The sequence below is a fragment of the Salipiger abyssi genome (genome assembly GCF_017311415.1).
Taxonomy (GTDB): domain Bacteria; phylum Pseudomonadota; class Alphaproteobacteria; order Rhodobacterales; family Rhodobacteraceae; genus Salipiger; species Salipiger abyssi_A.
In genome coordinates this window covers 367778-384919 of the sequence record NZ_JAEKIS010000001.1, presented here as the reverse complement: position 1 = coordinate 384919, position 17142 = coordinate 367778, and the positions used below count along the sequence as shown (strand labels likewise).

12 protein-coding genes are annotated in these 17142 nt (G+C 67.9%); 8 read left to right on the top strand and 4 right to left on the bottom strand.

What is annotated here, in order from left to right; translation table 11 throughout:
• Window positions 1–34: 34 nt before the first annotated feature.
• On the bottom strand, window positions 35–658 hold the full coding sequence (locus I6N89_RS01815; protein WP_207016518.1) for an SCO family protein: 624 nt from the start codon (window positions 656–658) through the stop codon (window positions 35–37).
• An 86-nt stretch (window positions 659–744) separates the two neighbouring features.
• Between I6N89_RS01815 and regB the strand changes: the two genes are divergently transcribed.
• The 8 genes from regB (at window position 745) to trxA (ending at window position 12587) form a co-directional block, all read left to right on the top strand.
• The gene (gene regB, locus I6N89_RS01810; RefSeq protein WP_207016517.1) at window positions 745–2139 is read left to right on the top strand and encodes a sensor histidine kinase RegB; all 1395 of its coding nucleotides are present in this window, start codon (window positions 745–747) and stop codon (window positions 2137–2139) included.
• Window positions 2140–2350: 211 nt separating this feature from the next.
• Entirely contained in the window at window positions 2351–3748 is a 1398-nt protein-coding gene (locus I6N89_RS01805; RefSeq protein WP_236016369.1) for a PAS-domain containing protein, read from the top strand.
• Window positions 3749–3788: 40 nt separating this feature from the next.
• The gene (gene tsaE, locus I6N89_RS01800; protein ID WP_207016516.1) at window positions 3789–4262 is read left to right on the top strand and encodes a tRNA (adenosine(37)-N6)-threonylcarbamoyltransferase complex ATPase subunit type 1 TsaE; all 474 of its coding nucleotides are present in this window, start codon (window positions 3789–3791) and stop codon (window positions 4260–4262) included.
• Entirely contained in the window at window positions 4259–5236 is a 978-nt protein-coding gene (locus tag I6N89_RS01795; RefSeq protein ID WP_207016515.1) for an aminoglycoside phosphotransferase family protein, read from the top strand. Before tsaE ends, I6N89_RS01795 begins: the two co-directional genes overlap by 4 nt.
• Window positions 5221–5901 carry a nucleotidyltransferase family protein gene (locus I6N89_RS01790; RefSeq protein ID WP_207016514.1) on the top strand — a complete coding sequence of 227 codons (681 nt, stop codon included), beginning with the start codon at window positions 5221–5223 and terminating at the stop codon, window positions 5899–5901. Before I6N89_RS01795 ends, I6N89_RS01790 begins: the two co-directional genes overlap by 16 nt.
• On the top strand, window positions 5894–8824 hold the full coding sequence (gene addB, locus I6N89_RS01785; protein WP_207016513.1) for a double-strand break repair protein AddB: 2931 nt from the start codon (window positions 5894–5896) through the stop codon (window positions 8822–8824). Before I6N89_RS01790 ends, addB begins: the two co-directional genes overlap by 8 nt.
• Complete coding sequence (gene addA, locus I6N89_RS01780; protein WP_207016512.1) at window positions 8821–12198, top strand: double-strand break repair helicase AddA; 3378 nt, start codon at window positions 8821–8823, stop codon at window positions 12196–12198. Before addB ends, addA begins: the two co-directional genes overlap by 4 nt.
• 68 nt (window positions 12199–12266) lie before the next feature.
• Entirely contained in the window at window positions 12267–12587 is a 321-nt protein-coding gene (gene trxA, locus I6N89_RS01775) for a thioredoxin (RefSeq protein ID WP_207016511.1), read from the top strand.
• A gap of 70 nt (window positions 12588–12657) precedes the next feature.
• Here trxA and I6N89_RS01770 read toward each other — a convergent pair whose 3' ends face one another.
• The 3 genes from I6N89_RS01770 to I6N89_RS01760 are packed head-to-tail and all read right to left on the bottom strand — an operon-like array spanning window position 12658 to window position 17050.
• A complete protein-coding gene (locus I6N89_RS01770; RefSeq protein ID WP_207016510.1) occupies window positions 12658–13422 on the bottom strand; it encodes an SDR family oxidoreductase in 765 nt (254 codons plus the stop codon).
• On the bottom strand, window positions 13419–14984 hold the full coding sequence (locus I6N89_RS01765; RefSeq protein ID WP_207016509.1) for a GMC family oxidoreductase N-terminal domain-containing protein: 1566 nt from the start codon (window positions 14982–14984) through the stop codon (window positions 13419–13421). Before I6N89_RS01765 ends, I6N89_RS01770 begins: the two co-directional genes overlap by 4 nt.
• Entirely contained in the window at window positions 14981–17050 is a 2070-nt protein-coding gene (locus I6N89_RS01760) for an acyltransferase family protein (RefSeq protein ID WP_207016508.1), read from the bottom strand. Before I6N89_RS01760 ends, I6N89_RS01765 begins: the two co-directional genes overlap by 4 nt.
• Window positions 17051–17142 lie beyond the last annotated feature (92 nt).

The following is a 17142-nucleotide window of genomic DNA, read 5'->3' as shown; positions in this document are numbered from 1 at the left end:
CCTGCGGCGCCCGGGGGGTCAAATGCACATACGATTACATGCGGTCGATGAAACATGCCGCGCGTTCGGCAAGGTCTTCGGGCGGCAGCTCGCGGCGGAAATACTCGACAAAACCGTATTCGGGCAGCACCAGATAGGTAAAGGTCGAGTGATCGACGAGATAGAATTCGTCATCCGAAGGCTGCTTTTTGTAATAGGTCCGGTAGGCTTGGCTCGCCGCCTTGATCTGCTCGGGCGAGCCGGTCAGGCCGATCATGCGCTCGTGGATATTATGGGCGAAATCACCAACCGCCTCGGGCGTGTCGCGCTCCGGGTCGATGGAGATGAAGACCGGCGTCACGCTCTTGCCCTGGGCGTCGAGAATATCGACGGCATCGGCGTTGCGCACGGTATCGAGCGGGCAGACATCCGGGCAGAAGGTATAGCCGAAATAGAGCAGCGTCGGCTCGGTGATCACATCCTTGTCGGTCACCGTCTCGCCGGCGGAATTGACCAGCTCGAACGGGCCGCCGATCTGATCGGAGCCGCCGGCGATCGCCGCCGTGCGGCAGGGCGCAAAGGGATCGCTCGCCTGGTCGCCGGGGCGTGTGTAGAACCAGATGCCTCCGAGAAGGGCGGCAAGTGCGAGGGCGGAGACGGCGGCGAAGGTCCAGCGCATGCGGAGTTTTTCCCGGAGCAGATTGCGAAAGCGGTGTCGGAGACCTAACAATTGGGCCGGCAGGATCAAGTGACGAAAGCGCGCAGATGAGCCAGACCGACCTGGGATTGCTGGACGAGGACCAGCGTAGCAACTTCATCCGCCTGCGCACCATGATCCTGCTGCGCTGGGTCGCCATCGGCGGCCAGATCATCGCGATCTCGGTGGCGCAGCAGCTCTATGATCTGCGGCTGGAGCTCGGGCTGTGCTATCTCGCCGTGGGCGTGTCGATCATCGGCAACCTCGTGGCGATGTTCATCTTCCCCGAGAACAAGCGCCTGACCGAGAACGAAAACCTGCTCATGGTCATGTTCGACCTGTTGCAGCTCTGCTTTTTGCTTTTTCTCACCGGCGGGCTGAACAACCCGTTCACGCTGCTGGTTCTGGGGCCGGTCACCGTTTCGGCGGCGGCGCTGTCGCTGCGCTCGACCATCCTTCTGAACATAACCGCCTTTGTGCTGATCACGGTCATGGTGTTCTTTCACCTGCCGCTGCGCACGCTCGACGGCATCACCCTGCAACTGCCGCAGGTCTTCGTCTTTGGCCAGTGGACGGCGATCACCATCGCGCTGGTGTTCATCTCGGTCTATGCGCGCCGCATCACCCGCGAGATGAACGCCATGTCCGACGCGCTCACCGCGACGCAGATGGCACTGTCGCGGGCGCAAAAGCTCAACGATCTCGGCGGCGTGGTGGCAGCGGCGGCGCATGAGCTGGGTACGCCGCTGGCGACGATCAAGCTCACCTCCGCCGAGCTCATCGAGGATCTCGACGACCGCCCGGAGCTTCAGGAGGATGCGCGGTTGATCCGCGACCAGGCCGACCGTTGCCGCGATATCCTGCGGGGCATGGGCCGTGCCGGAAAGGACGATCTGCATCTGCGCCAGGCGCCGCTGACCGAGGTCATCCGCGAGGCCGCCGAACCGCATGAGAACCGTGGCAAGGAGATCCATGTGGAGGCCGGGCCGGGCCCCGAGGGCACGCCGCTGCCGCCGCAGATCCTGCGCCGGCCCGAGATCATCCACGGGCTGCGCAACCTGATCCAGAACGCGGTGGATTTCGCCCGCAGTCAGGTCTGGGTCGAGGCGATCTGGGATGCCGGCAGCGTTACCGTGCGCATCATCGACGACGGCCAGGGCTTTCCGCCGCATCTGATCGGACGGCTCGGCGATCCGCTGATGCGGCGGCGGCGCAGCGAGAGCGACCGCCGGACACGCCCGGAATACGAGGGCATGGGGCTGGGGCTGTTCATCGCCAAGACCCTTCTGGAGCGCAGCGGCGCCGAGCTGAGCTTTGCCAACGGGGCCGATCCGTTCGTCGGCTCGGAAAAGGGCGCGCGCCGGGGCGCTATTGTCGAAGTCGTCTGGCCCAACGGCAAGGTGATCGCGCCGCGCCATGCGCCCGGCACGCCGCTCGGCGAAAACCGTCCCATCGAGATCTGAGTTCGCCCGGGGAAAGCTATTAACAAGAAATTAACTTTCTTTGTTCAAACATGGCGGACGGGGAGACGAAAACGGAACGGGTTATTTTGTGGATTTTTTGATTGCACTGGCAGCCGGGATTGGCGCCGGAGGGGCGGCTTTCATCGGCGGTATGCTGATCGGACGGATGCCGAACGCCGCGTCACAAGTCAAGCCTTCAGACACCCCCCATATGGAACGTACGGAGATACTCGTTTCGGACGGCATGCTGACCGATGCGACCTTGCAGGCACGGCACCTGCTCGAATGTGGCCCGGCGGAACAGCTCACTTGGTCCGAAATCGCCACCGCGCTGCGCCCGTTCTTCGGGCCGCTTCCCGAGGTCCAGCCGACCGAGGCGGCGGTACTGCCGGCCATCGGCGACCCGGAAACGCTGATGACCCTCGCTCCCGATGGCAACAGGCTACGCCTGACCTTCACCGGCCCGCCGGCAGGCATTGGCGAATGCCTGCGCCTGCGCGCCGATCTGCGTGAGCTGTCGCAGCTGCGCCATGTTATGGCCCGCACGCCCACACCGGTCTGGCAGACGGATTCCACGCGGCGCGTGGTTTGGGGCAATACCAGTTTCGACGATCTGTGCACCGGCGCCGGGCTGGCGGATCGCACGACACCGCCTTTCGATATCCTGCCCGACGACCGCGAAGATATCCATGTGAGCCGCGTCAGCTCCGGCGCGCGCGAAGACGGCACTCAATCCTGGTACGAAGTGCGATCCTATCGCGTCCCCGAGGGGCGGCTGAACTTCGCGCAGAATATCGACGCGGTGATCCATGCCGAGGCAACGCAACGCAACTTCCTGCAAACCCTCACCCGCATTTTCGCGCATCTGCCTATCGCCCTTGCCGTCTTCGACAAGGATCTGCGGCTAGTGCTGTTCAACCCGGCGCTCCTCGACCTTACAAAACTGCCGGCCGAATTCCTCTCCGGCCGTCCCAACCTGCTCAGCTTTTTCGACATGCTGCGCGAAAAACGGATGATGCCCGAGCCCAAGAACTACCGCAGCTGGCGCGACAAGCTGAGCGAGGTCATCGCCGCCGCCAGTAGCGATCTCTATGTCGAGACCTGGAACCTGCCGTCGGGGCTCACCTACAAGATCACCGGGCGCCCGCATCCCGATGGCGGCGTTGCCTTCCTGTTCGAGGATATCAGCGCAGAGATCTCGCTCACTCGCCGCTTCCGGCAGGAGATCGAGGTCACACAAGCGGTGCTCGACTGTCTCGACGACGCGGTGGCGGTGTTCTCGCAGTTGGGTGTCCTGTCCTTCTGCAACGATCCCTATCGCCAGCTCTGGGGCAGCGATCCCGACAGCAGCATCGCAGAAATCGGCATTGCAGAGGCGACCCGCGACTGGCAGGCGAACTGCCGGCCCAGCCCGATCTGGGGCGAGCTGCGCGATTTCACCCTGACCCTGGGCGACCGCGCCGGCTGGGATGCCGAGCTGCAAACGCTCGACGGCCAGCGCCTGCTCTGCCGGGCCGAGCCGCTCAGCGGCGGGGCGACGCTGATCCGGTTCAGCCCCTGCCTCTGCCCGGCGAAAATCCCCGCCGAGGTGCAGGGCGCCGACGCCTGATCCCGCTTGCGCCGCCGCGCGCGCAGGGTATTTTCGCGCCATGACTTTGCCCCGCGTCGCGCTCACCCTCGCCTCACCCGAAGCGACCTGCTCCCTCGCCACCCGGCTTGCAGAGAGGCTGCGACCGGGCGACGTGCTGTTGCTCTCCGGCGGTATCGGCGCCGGCAAGACCCATTTCGCCCGCTGCCTGATCCAGGCGCTTCAGGACGCGCCCGAGGATGTGCCCTCGCCCACCTTCACGCTGGTGCAGGTCTATGAGACACGCGCCGGTGAGCTCTGGCATGCGGATCTCTACCGGCTCTCCGATCCCGACCAATGCGCCGAGCTCGGTCTCACCGACGCGTTCGAGACCGCGATCTGCCTGATCGAATGGCCCGACCGGCTGGAGGATCTCGCCCCGCAGGGCGCGCTGTCGCTGGGCTTCGCCATGGGCGAGGGTGAGGATGTCAGGCAGCTTGCGCTCGACTGGACCGATCCGCGCTGGGACGCGGTGCTCACGGGGTTGACCGCATGAGCACCGCCTTTCTCACAAAGGCCGGCTGGGCAGAGGCCGTGGCTAAACCGCTGGCGGGCGACGCCTCGGCGCGGCGTTACAGCCGCCTGACGCGCGGTGGCGAAACGGCGATCCTCATGGAAGACCCCGAGGGCGACACCGCGCTCTTTGCCCGGCTCGCGCGGCATCTGCTGTCGCTCGGCCTCAGAGCGCCGCGCATCCTCGCCGAAGCGCCGGGCCTGCTGCTGATCGAGGATCTGGGCGACGGGCTGATTGCCCGGCTCGCAACCGATCCGGAGACCGAAAAGCGGCTCTATCTCGCCGCAACCGACGCGTTGATCGCCCTGCACCGGCACCCCGCGCCGCCCGATTTGCCGCGCGCCGATCCCGCGCGCCTTGCCGCGATGACTGACCTTGCCTTTGACTGTTATGCGGAAGGCGCCGGCCAGCCGGCCCCGTCCGGCACAAAGGAGGCCTGCGCCGCCGCGTTCGAGACCGCGCTGGCCACCCACGCGCCCGAGACCGATGTGATGATCCTGCGCGATTACCACGCCGAGAATATCCTCTGGCTGCCCGACCGCGAGGGCGCCGCCCGCGCCGGTCTGCTGGATTTCCAGGACGCGCTGCAAGGCCATCGCGCCTACGATCTCGTCTCCCTGATCGAAGACGCCCGCCGCGATGTGGCACCCGCCACCGCCGAGGCGGCAATTCGTCACTATCTCACCGCAACCGGCCTTCCCGAGCAGCCCTTCCGCGCCGCGCTGGCGGTGCTGGGCGCGCAGCGCAACCTGCGTATCCTCGGCGTCTTCGCCCGGCTCGCGGCGACGCGCGGCAAATCGCATTACATCGACCTCATCCCCCGGGTCTGGGGGCATCTGCAAACCGACCTGCGCCACCCGGCGCTGGCCGAGATCGCAACACTGCTGCGCGACGCGCTGCCTGCCCCGACCCCGGACATTCTGCAAAGGCTGAAATCCCCATGCCCGACGCCCTGATGCTCTTTGCCGCCGGGTTCGGCACCCGCATGGGCGCGCTGACCGCCGACCGTCCGAAACCGCTGATCGAGGTGGCGGGCAAGCCGCTCATCGACCACGCGCTGGATCTGGCCGAGGGCTATGGCAAGCTGCGGCGGGTGGTCAACGCGCATTACCGCGCCGACCAGCTCGAAGCGCATCTCGCCGGGCGTGACATCGCCGTTGTGCGTGAAGAGCCGGAGATTCTTGACACCGGCGGCGGTCTGCGCGCCGCCCTGCCGCTGCTGGGGCAGGATCCGCTCTTTACGCTCAACACCGATGCGGTCTGGTCCGGGCCCAACCCCCTGCGCCTGCTGGCCGAGGCCTGGGATCCCGCGCGCATGGATGCGCTGCTGCTCTGCGTGCCCATGGCCCGCGCCGTGGGCCGCAAGACCGCCGGCGATTTCAGCATGGACGGCGCCGGCCGGCTGCTGCGCCAGGGCGATCTCGTTTATCCCGGCGCGCAGATCCTCAAGACCGGCGGGCTGGCCGATATCCCTGATCGCGTGTTTTCGCTGAACCGCCTCTGGAACGTCATGCACGAAGAGGGCCGGCTCTTCGGCCTGCCCTATCCCGGCCACTGGTGCGATGTCGGCCATCCCGAGGGCATCCGGCTCGCCGAAGAGATGCTGGGCGCCGATGTTTGAGCCCTCCGCCACCCCCCGCGTCTTCGCGCTCGCCCCCGGTGTCGATTTCCCGGCGGCGCTGGTCGCGGGCCTGCGCGCCCGCATGGAAGGGCAGCCGCCCGAGGCCATGGCGCGGGCCGAACTGATCGTGAACACCACCCGCATGGCGCGGCGCATCCGGCAGATCTTTGACCAGGGGCCGGCCACGCTGCTGCCGCGCATCCGGCTCTTGGGCAATGTCGCCGACCCGATCGCGCTGGCGCATCTGCCGGCGCCGGTCTCGCCGCTGCGGCGGCGGCTGGAGCTGACCGGGCTGGTGTCGAAACTGCTCGACGCGCAGCCCGATCTCGCACCGCGCAGCACCCTGTTCGACCTCGCCGACAGCCTTGCCACGCTGATGGACGAGATGCAGGACGAGGGCGTTTCGCCCGACGATATCGCGGCGCTGGATGTCAGCGACGAATCCGGCCACTGGCAGCGGGCGCTCAGCTTTTTCAACATCGTGCAGCGTTATTTCGAGGACGGGGACGAGGCGCCGGACACCGTCGCCTTTCGCCGTTTTGCGCTGGAACAGAGACTGAAAGACTGGGAAGCGCAGCCGCCGCAGCACCCGGTGATCCTGGCCGGCTCCACCGGCTCGCGCGGGATGACCAACCGGCTGATGCAGGCGGTGGCACGGCTGCCGCAGGGCGCGCTGGTGCTGCCCGGCTTCGATTTCGACACGCCGGAAACGGTCTGGGACGGGCTCACCGATGCGCTCTCGGGCGAGGATCACCCGCAGTTCCGCTTTGCCCGGCTGATGCGCGAGCTGGAGCTGCGCCCGCGCGACATTGCCCACTGGACCGAACAGGCAGCGCCCAGCCCCGGGCGCAACCGACTGATTTCGCTGGCGCTGCGGCCCGCGCCGGTCACCGATCAATGGCGTGACGAGGGGCCGGGCCTGCCCGATCTGACCGAGGCCACCACCGAGCTGACGCTGGTCGAAGCACCCACCCAGCGCGACGAGGCCACCGCCATCGCCCTGCGCCTGCGTCAGGCCGCCGAGGACGGCGTGACCGCCGCGCTGATCACCCCCGACCGGATGCTGACCCGGCAGGTGACGGCGGCGCTCGACCGCTGGGGCATCCTGCCCGACGACAGCGCCGGCACGCCGCTGCAACTGACCCCGCCGGGCCGGTTTCTGCGCCATGTTTCGACCCTGTTCCAGCAGGATCTGACCGCCGAGGCGCTGCTCACCCTGCTCAAGCATCCGCTCACCCATAGCGGCCACGCGCGCGGCGAGCACCTCCGCGCCACCCGCGAGCTGGAGCTGCATATCCGCCGCAAATCCTGGCCCTATCCGCAGCCCGAGCAGCTGCGCGCCTGGGGCGTGGCGGCGAAACAGGAGGCCTGGGCGGAATGGGTTGCCGCCTGTTTCTGCCATCCCCCGCAGCACGGCACCCGCCCGCTTGCCAACTGGATCGAAGACCATCTGTCCCGCGCCGAGAGCATCGCCGCCGGGCCGCAGGGTACGGATTCCGAGCTCTGGAAAGAGGCCGCCGGGCGCAAGACCCGCGCGGTGATCGAAGATCTGCGCGACGAGGCAGGCTTTGGCACCGATCTGGATGCGCGCGACTATGCCGACCTCTTTGGCGCGGTGCTCTCGGGGCACGAGCTGCGCGACCGCGACGCGCCGCATCCGCGCATCCTGATCTGGGGCACGCTTGAGGCGCGGGTGATGGGCGCCGATCTGCTGATCCTCGGCGGTCTGAACGAAGGCAGCTGGCCCGAGCTGCCCGGCGCCGACCCCTGGCTGAACCGGCGGATGCGGCACCGCGCGGGCCTTTTGGTGCCGGAGCGGCGTATCGGGCTGGCCGCGCATGACTTTCAGCAGGCGGTGGCCGCGCCACAGGTCTGGCTGACCCGCGCGCTGAAATCCGACGATGCGGAAACCGTGCCCTCGCGCTGGTTGAACCGGCTGATGAACCTGATGAACGGGCTGCCCGACCGGAACGGGCCGCAGGCGCTGAAGGACATGCGCGCGCGGGGCGGCCATTGGCTGGCGCTGGCCCGCGCGCTGGAAAAGCCCGTGCCCTGTGCCCCGGCGCCGCGCCCCTCGCCGGCCCCACCACTGGCGGCACGGCCGCGCACGCTTTCGGTCACCGAGATCAAGCATCTGATCCGCGACCCCTTCCACATCTATGCCAAGCGGGTGTTGCGGCTCGCGCCGCTCAACCCGCTGCAACGCGCCCCCGATGCGCTGCTGCGTGGCACGCTGATCCACCGCGTGCTGGAGGAGTTCGTCAAGGAAAGCGTCTCTGATCCGGCGCAACTCAGTGTCGAGGCACTGCTGCGCAAGACCGACACAATTATAGGCGATCCGCAGATCGTGCCCTATCCGACAACCCGCCATCTTTGGCGCGCGCGGCTGGCCAAGATCGCGCTCTGGTTCACCGAGACCGAGCGCGCGAGACAGGCTGTGGCCACGCCCGCGCATTACGAGATCATGGGTCATGGCGAGATCCCGCAGCTCGGTTTTACCCTGCGCGGCAAGGCCGACCGGATCGACATCGACGCGCGCGGCGGTGCGCATCTTTACGATTACAAGACCGGCGCCGCCCCCAGCCCCAAGGAGCAGCGCTATTTCGACAAGCAGCTGCTGCTCGAAGCCGCCATGGTCGAGCGCGGCGCCTTCCGCGAGCTTCAGCCGCGCCACACCGAACGCGCGGTGTTCGTCTCGGTCGCGGCCAATCCCAAAGAGGTGCCGGCGCCGCTCGACGAAATGCCAGCCGCGCAGGTTTGGGCCGAGTTCGAGACGCTCATGACCCGCTGGGCGGAACCGGAGCGCGGCTATACTGCCCGCGCTGCGCTGCTCAAGGAAAAGGATGTGTCCGAATACGATCACCTCGCCCGCTTCGGCGAATGGGACGTGATCGACGAGGCGCAGCGCGAGGTGCTGGAATGAAGCGTGACGAGGCCACCGAAGCGCAGGTGCGCGCCGCGCGCCCCGACTGTTCGACCTGGCTCTCGGCCAATGCCGGCTCGGGCAAGACCCGGGTGCTGACCGACCGGGTGGCGCGGCTGCTGCTCGACGGGGTGCTGCCGGAACACATCCTGTGCCTGACCTACACCAAGGCCGCCGCGACCGAGATGCAGAACCGGCTGTTTCGCCGGCTCGGCGCCTGGGCGATGCTGGAGGACGAGGCGCTGCGCGACGAGCTGCGCCAGCTCGGGCTCGACGGCCCGCTGCCGCCCGACCGGCTGGCCGGCGCCCGCACGCTCTTTGCCCGCGCCATCGAGACGCCGGGCGGGCTGCGCATCCAGACCATTCACTCCTTCTGTGCCTCGCTGCTGCGGCGCTTTCCGCTAGAGGCCGGCGTCTCGCCGCAGTTCCACGAGATGGAGGACCGCGCCGCGCAGATCCTGCGCGCCGATGTGCTCGATCGGCTGTCCGAGGGCGCCCACGGCCATCTGGTCGCCGATCTCGCGGGCTGGCTAAGCGACGAGCCGGAAAAGCTTCTGGCCGAAATCTGCGGGAACAGAGACGCATTCCTGCCCGCCCGCTCGCGCGAGGCGCTGTTTGCGCTCTACGATCTTGCCCCCGACGACAGCCGCGAGGCGCTGCTGGCGCGGGTGTTCCTCGGCGGCGAAATGGCGCTGCTGGAGGCGATGGTGCCGGCGCTCTCCGGATCGGGCGCCAACGACCAGAAAGCCGCCGCGCAGTTGGCGCGTATCACCGCGCCCGGTCTCGACGCGCTGGAGATCCTCGAGGCGGTGCTGCTGACCGGCAAGGGCGCCAAGGAGCCGTTCACCGCCAAGCTCGGAAAATTCCCCACCAAGGGGCTGCAAAACGGCGCGCTGGCGCCGCATATGGGCGCGCTCGACGACCTCATGCGCCGGGTGGAATCCGCCCGCGAGACCCGGCTGGCGCTGGCCGCCGCCGAGCGCGAGCTGGCGCTTCACCGCTTCGCGCAGGCGTTTCTGCCCGCCTATGAGGCCGAAAAGCAGCGGCGCGGCTGGCTCGATTTCGACGATCTGGTGACCCGCGCGCGCGATCTGCTATCCGATGACCGGGTGGCGGAATGGGTACTCTATCGGCTCGATGGCGGCATCGACCACATTCTGGTGGACGAGGCGCAGGACACCAGCCCGGTGCAATGGCAGGTGATCGAGCGGCTGGCGCATGAGTTCACCAGCGGCGAGGGCGCGCGCGCCGATGTGCGGCGCACGATCTTTGTGGTGGGCGACAAGAAACAGTCGATCTACAGCTTTCAGGGCGCCGATCCGCGCGAATTCGACCGCATGTGCGACGAGTTCGCCGAGCGGCTGAAACGCACCGACGCGCCGCTGAGCCGGATGATGCTGGAATACAGCTTTCGCTCGGCCGAGCCGATCCTGCGGCTGGTCGACAACACCTTTGACGGGCGCGAGGCGGCGGGGTTTTCGCAGGACCAGAAACACCGCGCCTTCAAATCCGAGATGCCCGGGCGGGTGGATCTCTGGCCGCATGTTGAGCCCGGCAAGGAGGAGGAAGACGAGACCGAATGGTTCGAGCCGGTCGACCGCGTGGGCGAGCGCCATCACGCGGTGATCCTCGCCAACCGCGTCGCGGGGTTCATCGAAAAGACCCTTGGCACACCGCTGCCCGAAGAGATCGGCTTCAGCGGCCAGTACCGCACCCGCCCCGCCCATGCCGGCGATTTCCTGATCCTCGTGCGCGGGCGCGGCACGCTCTTTACCGAGATCATCCGCGCCTGCAAGCAGCGCGCCCTGCCCATCGCCGGCGCCGACCGGCTCAAGGTGATGTCCGAGCTGGCGGTGAAGGATATCGGTGCGCTGCTCAGCTTTCTCGCCACGCCCGAGGACGACCTCTCGCTTGCCACCGCGCTGCGCTCGCCGCTCTTCGGCCTGGGCGAGCAGGATCTGTTCACTCTGGCGCAGCCGCGCGAGGGCTATCTCTGGGCCGCATTGCGCGGAAACAGAGACGCATACCCTCAGGTGATGGCGGTGCTCGACGATCTGCGGAGCAAGGCGGACTTCCTGCGCCCCTTCGATCTGATCGAGCGCATCCTGACCCGGCACGAGGGCCGGCAGAAGCTGCTCGGACGGCTGGGCGAAGAGGCAGAGGACGGCATCAATGCGCTGCTCGGGCAGGCGCTGGCCTATGAGCAGACCGAGGTGCCCTCGCTCACCGGGTTCCTGGAATGGATGCAGACCGACGATCTGGAGATCAAGCGCGCGCCGGACAGCGCCGGGGCACGGATCAGGGTGATGACAGTGCATGGCGCCAAGGGGCTCGAGGCGCCCATCGTCATCCTGCCGGACTGCGCCGAGCCCAATGCTCAGATCCGCGACAGCCTGCTCGACGGCGATACCGGCACCGTCTGGAAGGCCAGCGCCGAGGCGCAGCCACGGGTGCAGGCCGAGGCGCTGGAGCGGGCGAAAGACGCCAATCAGCGCGAACGCGACCGGCTGCTTTACGTGGCGCTGACCCGGGCGGAGAAATGGCTGGTGGTCGCCGCCGCCGGCAGGCTGGGGGCGCAGGGCAATGCCTGGTACGATCAGGTGCGGCAGGGCATGGAGCGCTCCGGAGCGGAGCCGGCCACGTTCGATTTCGGCGCCTGGGGCAGGGATGAGGGGCTGCGGCTGGGACAGGCCGACTGGAGCGCGCTGCCGCATGAGCCCGCACCGGAGATCCTGCGGCAAGAGACGGCCCTGCCGGAGCTGTTCCGCCAGCCCGCGCCGCTGCCGGACGCTCCGCTGGAATCCGTCTCGCCCTCGGCGCTTGGCGGCGCCAAGGCGCTGGCCGGCGAAGATGGCGAGGATGTCGAGGCCGCCATGCTGCGCGGCACCGTGCTGCACCTGCTGCTGGAACACCTCTCTGCCCTGCCCCCCGATGCCCGGCCTGCCGCCGTGCCGCATGTGCTGGCCATCGCCGAGGAGCTGCCCGAGGACACCGAAACCCTCGTGACCGAAGCGCTGGCGGTGCTGGCCGCAGACACGCTGACGCCGTTCTTTGCCCCCGACAGCCTCGCCGAGGTGCCGCTCACCGCCGAGATCGCGCCGGTCGGGCGCATTCACGGCATCATCGACCGGCTGATCGTCACGCCGGAGAAGGTGATCGCGGTGGATTTCAAATCCAACTGCACCGTGCCGACCACCGCAGCGGACACCCCCGAGGGGCTGCTGCGCCAGATGGGCGCCTATGCGGCGGCGCTGGCCCAGCTCTATCCCGGGCGCGAGATCGAAACCGGGCTGATCTGGACGGCAACGCAGAACTATACGTCACTGCCACACGATCTTGTGTCTGCGGCACTGGCGCGCGCTACGACCGCTTGACGACTCCCCGGCCCCTACCTACCTTCGCCCCCCAAGATACTGGCTGCCAAACCCGCAAGGAGATTCCAATGGCCACCGTTCCCGTCACCGACGCGACCTTCGATGAGGAAGTGAAAGGCTCCGACATTCCCGTCGTGGTCGATTTCTGGGCCGAATGGTGCGGCCCCTGCAAGCAGATCGGCCCGGCCCTCGAAGAGCTGGCCGAACAGTATGAAGGCAAGATCAAGGTTGCCAAGGTCGATGTCGACAACAATCACGGCGTGGCGGCTTCGCTCGGCGTGCGCGGCATCCCGGCGCTGTTCATCTTCAAGGATGGCGAAGTGATCTCGAACCGCACCGGCGCCGCGCCCAAGGCCTCGCTGGAAAGCTGGATCAAAGAGTCGATCTGAGCTCTTCGGCACCGACATATGAGATGCGCCCCCTTTCCGGGGGCGTATTTTTTTGGCGTTTTCCGAGAGGTCAGAGCTGTCTTGGCACGCGGCGGCGCATCAGCAGCAGATCCTTGAGCTTGCCCTTGAGCCCGCGTGGCGGCAGGATCTCGCGGTCCATCTCGAACACCGCGCCGGTCAGCGCCGGATCCATCCGCAGCGCCAGCTCTACACCCCATTTCGCTGAAACTTCAGGGGCCACGCCGTCGGGGATGCCCATCGCGGTCTTCAGCATGCCGGGCATCCAGTCGCCGATGACGATGCCGGGAAAGCGGTCGCCCAGATCGGCGATGAGCGCGCGGGTAAAGATCCGCGCCGCGCCTTTCGAGACCGAATAGGCCGAGGAGGCGGGCAGGGGGGTGAGATCGGCAAAAGTCGCCACGTTCAGGATGCGGCCCCGTCCGGTCTCGCACATGCTGTCGAGCGCGGCGCGGGAACAGGCGACGACCCCGCCGAGATTGATCGCCACGGTCTGCATGAAGCTCTCGCCGCTCTCGTCGAGGATATCGCGGCGCGGATACACGGCGGCGTTGTTGATCAGCAAGGCGATGCGGCCATGCTGCGCGCGGATCTCTGCAAACGCCTCGCTCACCGCCTGCGCGTCGCTGACATCCAGCGGCAGCGGATGAAAGGCACCCGAGGCCAGCGCGCGGGTCTCTTCCAGCGCGTCGGCGCGGCGCCCGGTGCCGATCACGGTGAAGCCCTGCCGCACCAGCTCCAGCGCCAGCGCGCGGCCGAGGCCGGAACCGGCGCCGGTGACGATGGCGATGCCGTCTTGCGGGGTGAGGCGGGTCATGCCGGCTCCTTTGCGATGATGCCCGCCACGCGCAGGGCGTTGGCGGCGATGGTCAGGCTGGGGTTCACCCCCATCGAGGTCGGCATGAAGGACGCATCCGTCACCCAGAGATTGCGCAGCTCTTGGGCGCGGCAATCGGCGTTCAGCACCGAGCTTGCGGGATCGGTGCCAAAGCGCAGCGTGCCGCTCGGGTGGCCGAAATTCAGCTCCGGCCCCATGCCGAGGAACACATGCCGCTGCCCCCGGAACGCGCGCGAGATGGCCCGGCGAAAGGCCTTGCGCCGGGCCAGCAGCTCCGGCTCGTAGCGATAGCTGACCGAGAGACGGTCGGGCTGTGCCGGGTCATAGGTGACGCGGTTTTCCGGATAGGGCAGATCCTCCATCAGCCCGACGAAAATCTGCGCCTGGCCGAAAAGCTTTGCCGCAATCGCTGCCGGAATACGCGTAAGCTGGCTCAGCCCCGGCACGCGGCGCAGGGCCGAACGGGCAAGCATCAGGTTGAGGTAGTGCACGATCTCGCCATAGGAGGCGCGGATGCCCATGGCCTGGATCATACCGAGCCGCGCGCCCTCGCGCAGGTAGAGATCGCGCAGGGCGATGGATTTTGTCGCCCCCGCATCCGGCGTGCCGCGCGGCGGCCAGAGCGCGAACATCTCGTTGAGATGGAACATCAGGTTGCGCCCGACCATGCCGGAGCCGTTGGCGGCGCCCTCCGGCCAGGCCTCGCAGGCGGAGGCCAGCAGCAGCCTGGGCGAGCCGAGCGCGCCGCCGGCGAGCACCACATGGTCCGCGCGAAACACCTGGAGTTCACCTCCGATCCGCGCCTCGACCCCTTCGACCCGGTCGCCCGCGCCCAGAAGCCGGGTCACCTCGGCGCGGTCGATCAGCGTGGCGTTGCCGGTGGCCAGCGCCGGCTCCACCCCGGCGGAGCGCCCGTCCATCTTGCAGCGCTTCGGACATTTCGCGCCGAGGCAGTTCAGACAGCCCTCGACCCGGTCGATGGCGGTATGGGCGTGATAGGGATGCAGCCCGCGCCGTTCGAACGCCGCCATCAGCGCGGTTTCGGTGGGGTTGAGCGGCGGCGGTGCGGCCATCGTCATGGGCGGCTCGGGCGAGAGCGGATCCTGGGTGCCGTGGATGCGGTAGAGCTCCGCCGCGCGGTCGTACCACGGGCGCATCGTGTCGAACCCGACGGGCCAGCCGCCGGTGGGGTGGGGCCGGTCGATCAGATCGTCGAGATCGTGGCGTTCGGGCCGCTCCAGCGTCGCGGCATAGAACACCGAAGAGCCGCCGACCCCGGCGCCGAGCGGTGCGTAGAATGTGTTCTCCTGCCCGTTCACCTCCGCATGCAGCGGCGTCGGCCAGAGCCCGCGCGCCAGCCGTGCCTCGGGCACGAAGATCTCGGACAACCCGTTGCGCTCGCTGCGGTGCCCGGCTGCGCCCTGTTCGAGAAACAGCACCCGGCGCCCGGCCTCGGCCAGCGCGCGCCCGGCGGTGCCGCCACCGATGCCGGTGCCGATCACGATGACATCCCACTCCACCGCGCTGGCCGGATGGCTCACGATTCGGCCCCCTCGCCCGGCGCGAAGATCGGGGCGAAGAGCCCGCGCAGCGCCAGCGCGGCGCTGTTGGTCATGTGGTTGTTGTCGAAATAATAGCCCGTGCCGTCCACCAGCGCGTGACAGGCGCTTTCGTCGCAGATCCGCGGCCAGGGGTCGATCCAGGTGATGACGCCGGCCTCTGCCATGGCGCGCCAGGGTGCCTCGGCGGCGTCGATGCGCTGGGCGAGGGCGGCGCGGGGCATGCTGCTCTGGATGACCGGCGGCTTGGCCAGCGGCCAGCCCGCATGGGCGGTCTCGCGCGCGGCGATGCGGCTATCGTATTGCGCGATCTCGGGCGGCTGGCGCAGCACGATCACCTCTTCGAACCGGTCGAGCAGGGTGTTGACGGTGGCGCGGGCGGCCTTGGCGACGATGCCGTCCTGCGGTGCGCCGACGCGGGCGGGCGTGTCGGTGGGGTGGATGGCGATGGTGTTATGCGCGTCGAGCCCGATGCCGGTGCCGCTGGCGTAATAGGTCCAGCGCCCGATCAGCATGACCTTTTTCAGCGAGGGCAGCAGGCCGAGCGCCTGCCGGATCTGGAGATTGGCATTGGTGCAGGCGGTGTCCTGCGCAAGCGTTGCCGCGCTCTCGACCTTGCGGATATCGAAGAGCGGCGGGCAGCCCGCGCGCCAGATGATCATGCCCGGCGTGCCCGCCTCATGCGCGGCGAGGTCGAGCCCCTCCTTGAAGGCGCGCACATGGCTGTCGCCCCAGACCAGCACCTGCGGCGCGCCCTCGGGGCCGATGGGGCAGATCTCCAGACCCATGAGCGGCCCGTCGGAGGCGGTCTCGCAGCGGCTCCAGTCTTGCAGGAAATCGGCGGAGGCGGCGATATGCGGGCGCACCTCCGGACCGAAGCGCTCGGGCAGCCCGTCCTTGAGATAGAGCCAGCTTCCGATGGCGAGCAGGCAGGCCGAGGCCGCCACGGTGCCGCCAAAGATCGCGGTGCCCGGCACGCGCAGCCGCCGCACCGGGTTTTCCACGAAACGCCAGGACAGCCAGGCCAGCACAACCGAAAGCGCCATCCAGCCCACCGCCTCGGCCATATTGGCATAGCCGCCGCGCAGATAGACCGAGAGCGTCATCACCGGCCAGTGCCAGAGATAGAGCGAATAAGAGATCTTGCCGAAGAACACCGGCTCGCGCGCCGAGAGCATCCGATTGACCGTGCCCCGCCCGCAGCCATTCGCCAGAAGCAGGACCGTGCCCAGTACCGGAAAGACCGCGAGGATCCCGGGGAAATGCGGCCCCGCCGGGATCAGCAGCAGCGAGGCCAGCACCAGCGCGAGGCCAAGCCAGCTCAGCCCCGCATAGCCCTGCCAGCGGCGCCCGCTTTCGCAGCCCCAGATCGCCAGCAGCACGCCGCTCAGCATTTCCCAGGCGCGGAAGGGGAAGAGATAGAAGGTCGCGGTCTGATGCGTGGGCGTGAACGTGATGCAGGCGGCGAGCGAGGCCGCCCAGCAGCCCACCAGCGCCAGGATCAGCGCGCGGCGGTTGCGCGACAGCAGCAGGATGAAGAGCGGCAGGAAGATATAGAACTGCTCCTCCACCGCCAGCGACCAGGTGTGCAGCAGCGGTTTTTCCTCCGACGCGGTGTCGAAATAGCCCGCCTGCCGAAAGAACAGCACGTTGGAGAGATAGACCGTCGCGGCGATGAGCTGCTTGCCGAATTCGCGGAATTCGAAGGGCAGCAGCAGCGCCCATGAGAACAGCGCGGTGACCATCGCCATGGTGAAGAAGGCCGGCGCCAGCCGGCGGAAGCGGCGGATATAGAAATGCCGCAGCCAGATCCGCCCGGTGCGGTCGTATTCGCGCCAGAGGATGCCGCCGATCAGGAAGCCCGAGATCACGAAGAAGATGTCGACGCCGACAAATCCGCCCTCGAAGCCGGGCAGGCCGAAATGGTAAAACACCACCGCCAGCACGGCGATGGCGCGCAGCCCGTCGATATCGCTGCGATAGGGCAGGGAGGTGAGGCCCGCTTGGCCGGGCGCGTGGTCGGAATCGGTATTCGGGGCCTGTGTCATCACTCGCAATCCGGATTCTCCGGGACAATTCCACGCCATAAGCCCCCCTAGGCGTGCCTCGGGCCTTTCTAGCCCGTGGAGTGAGGCGATTC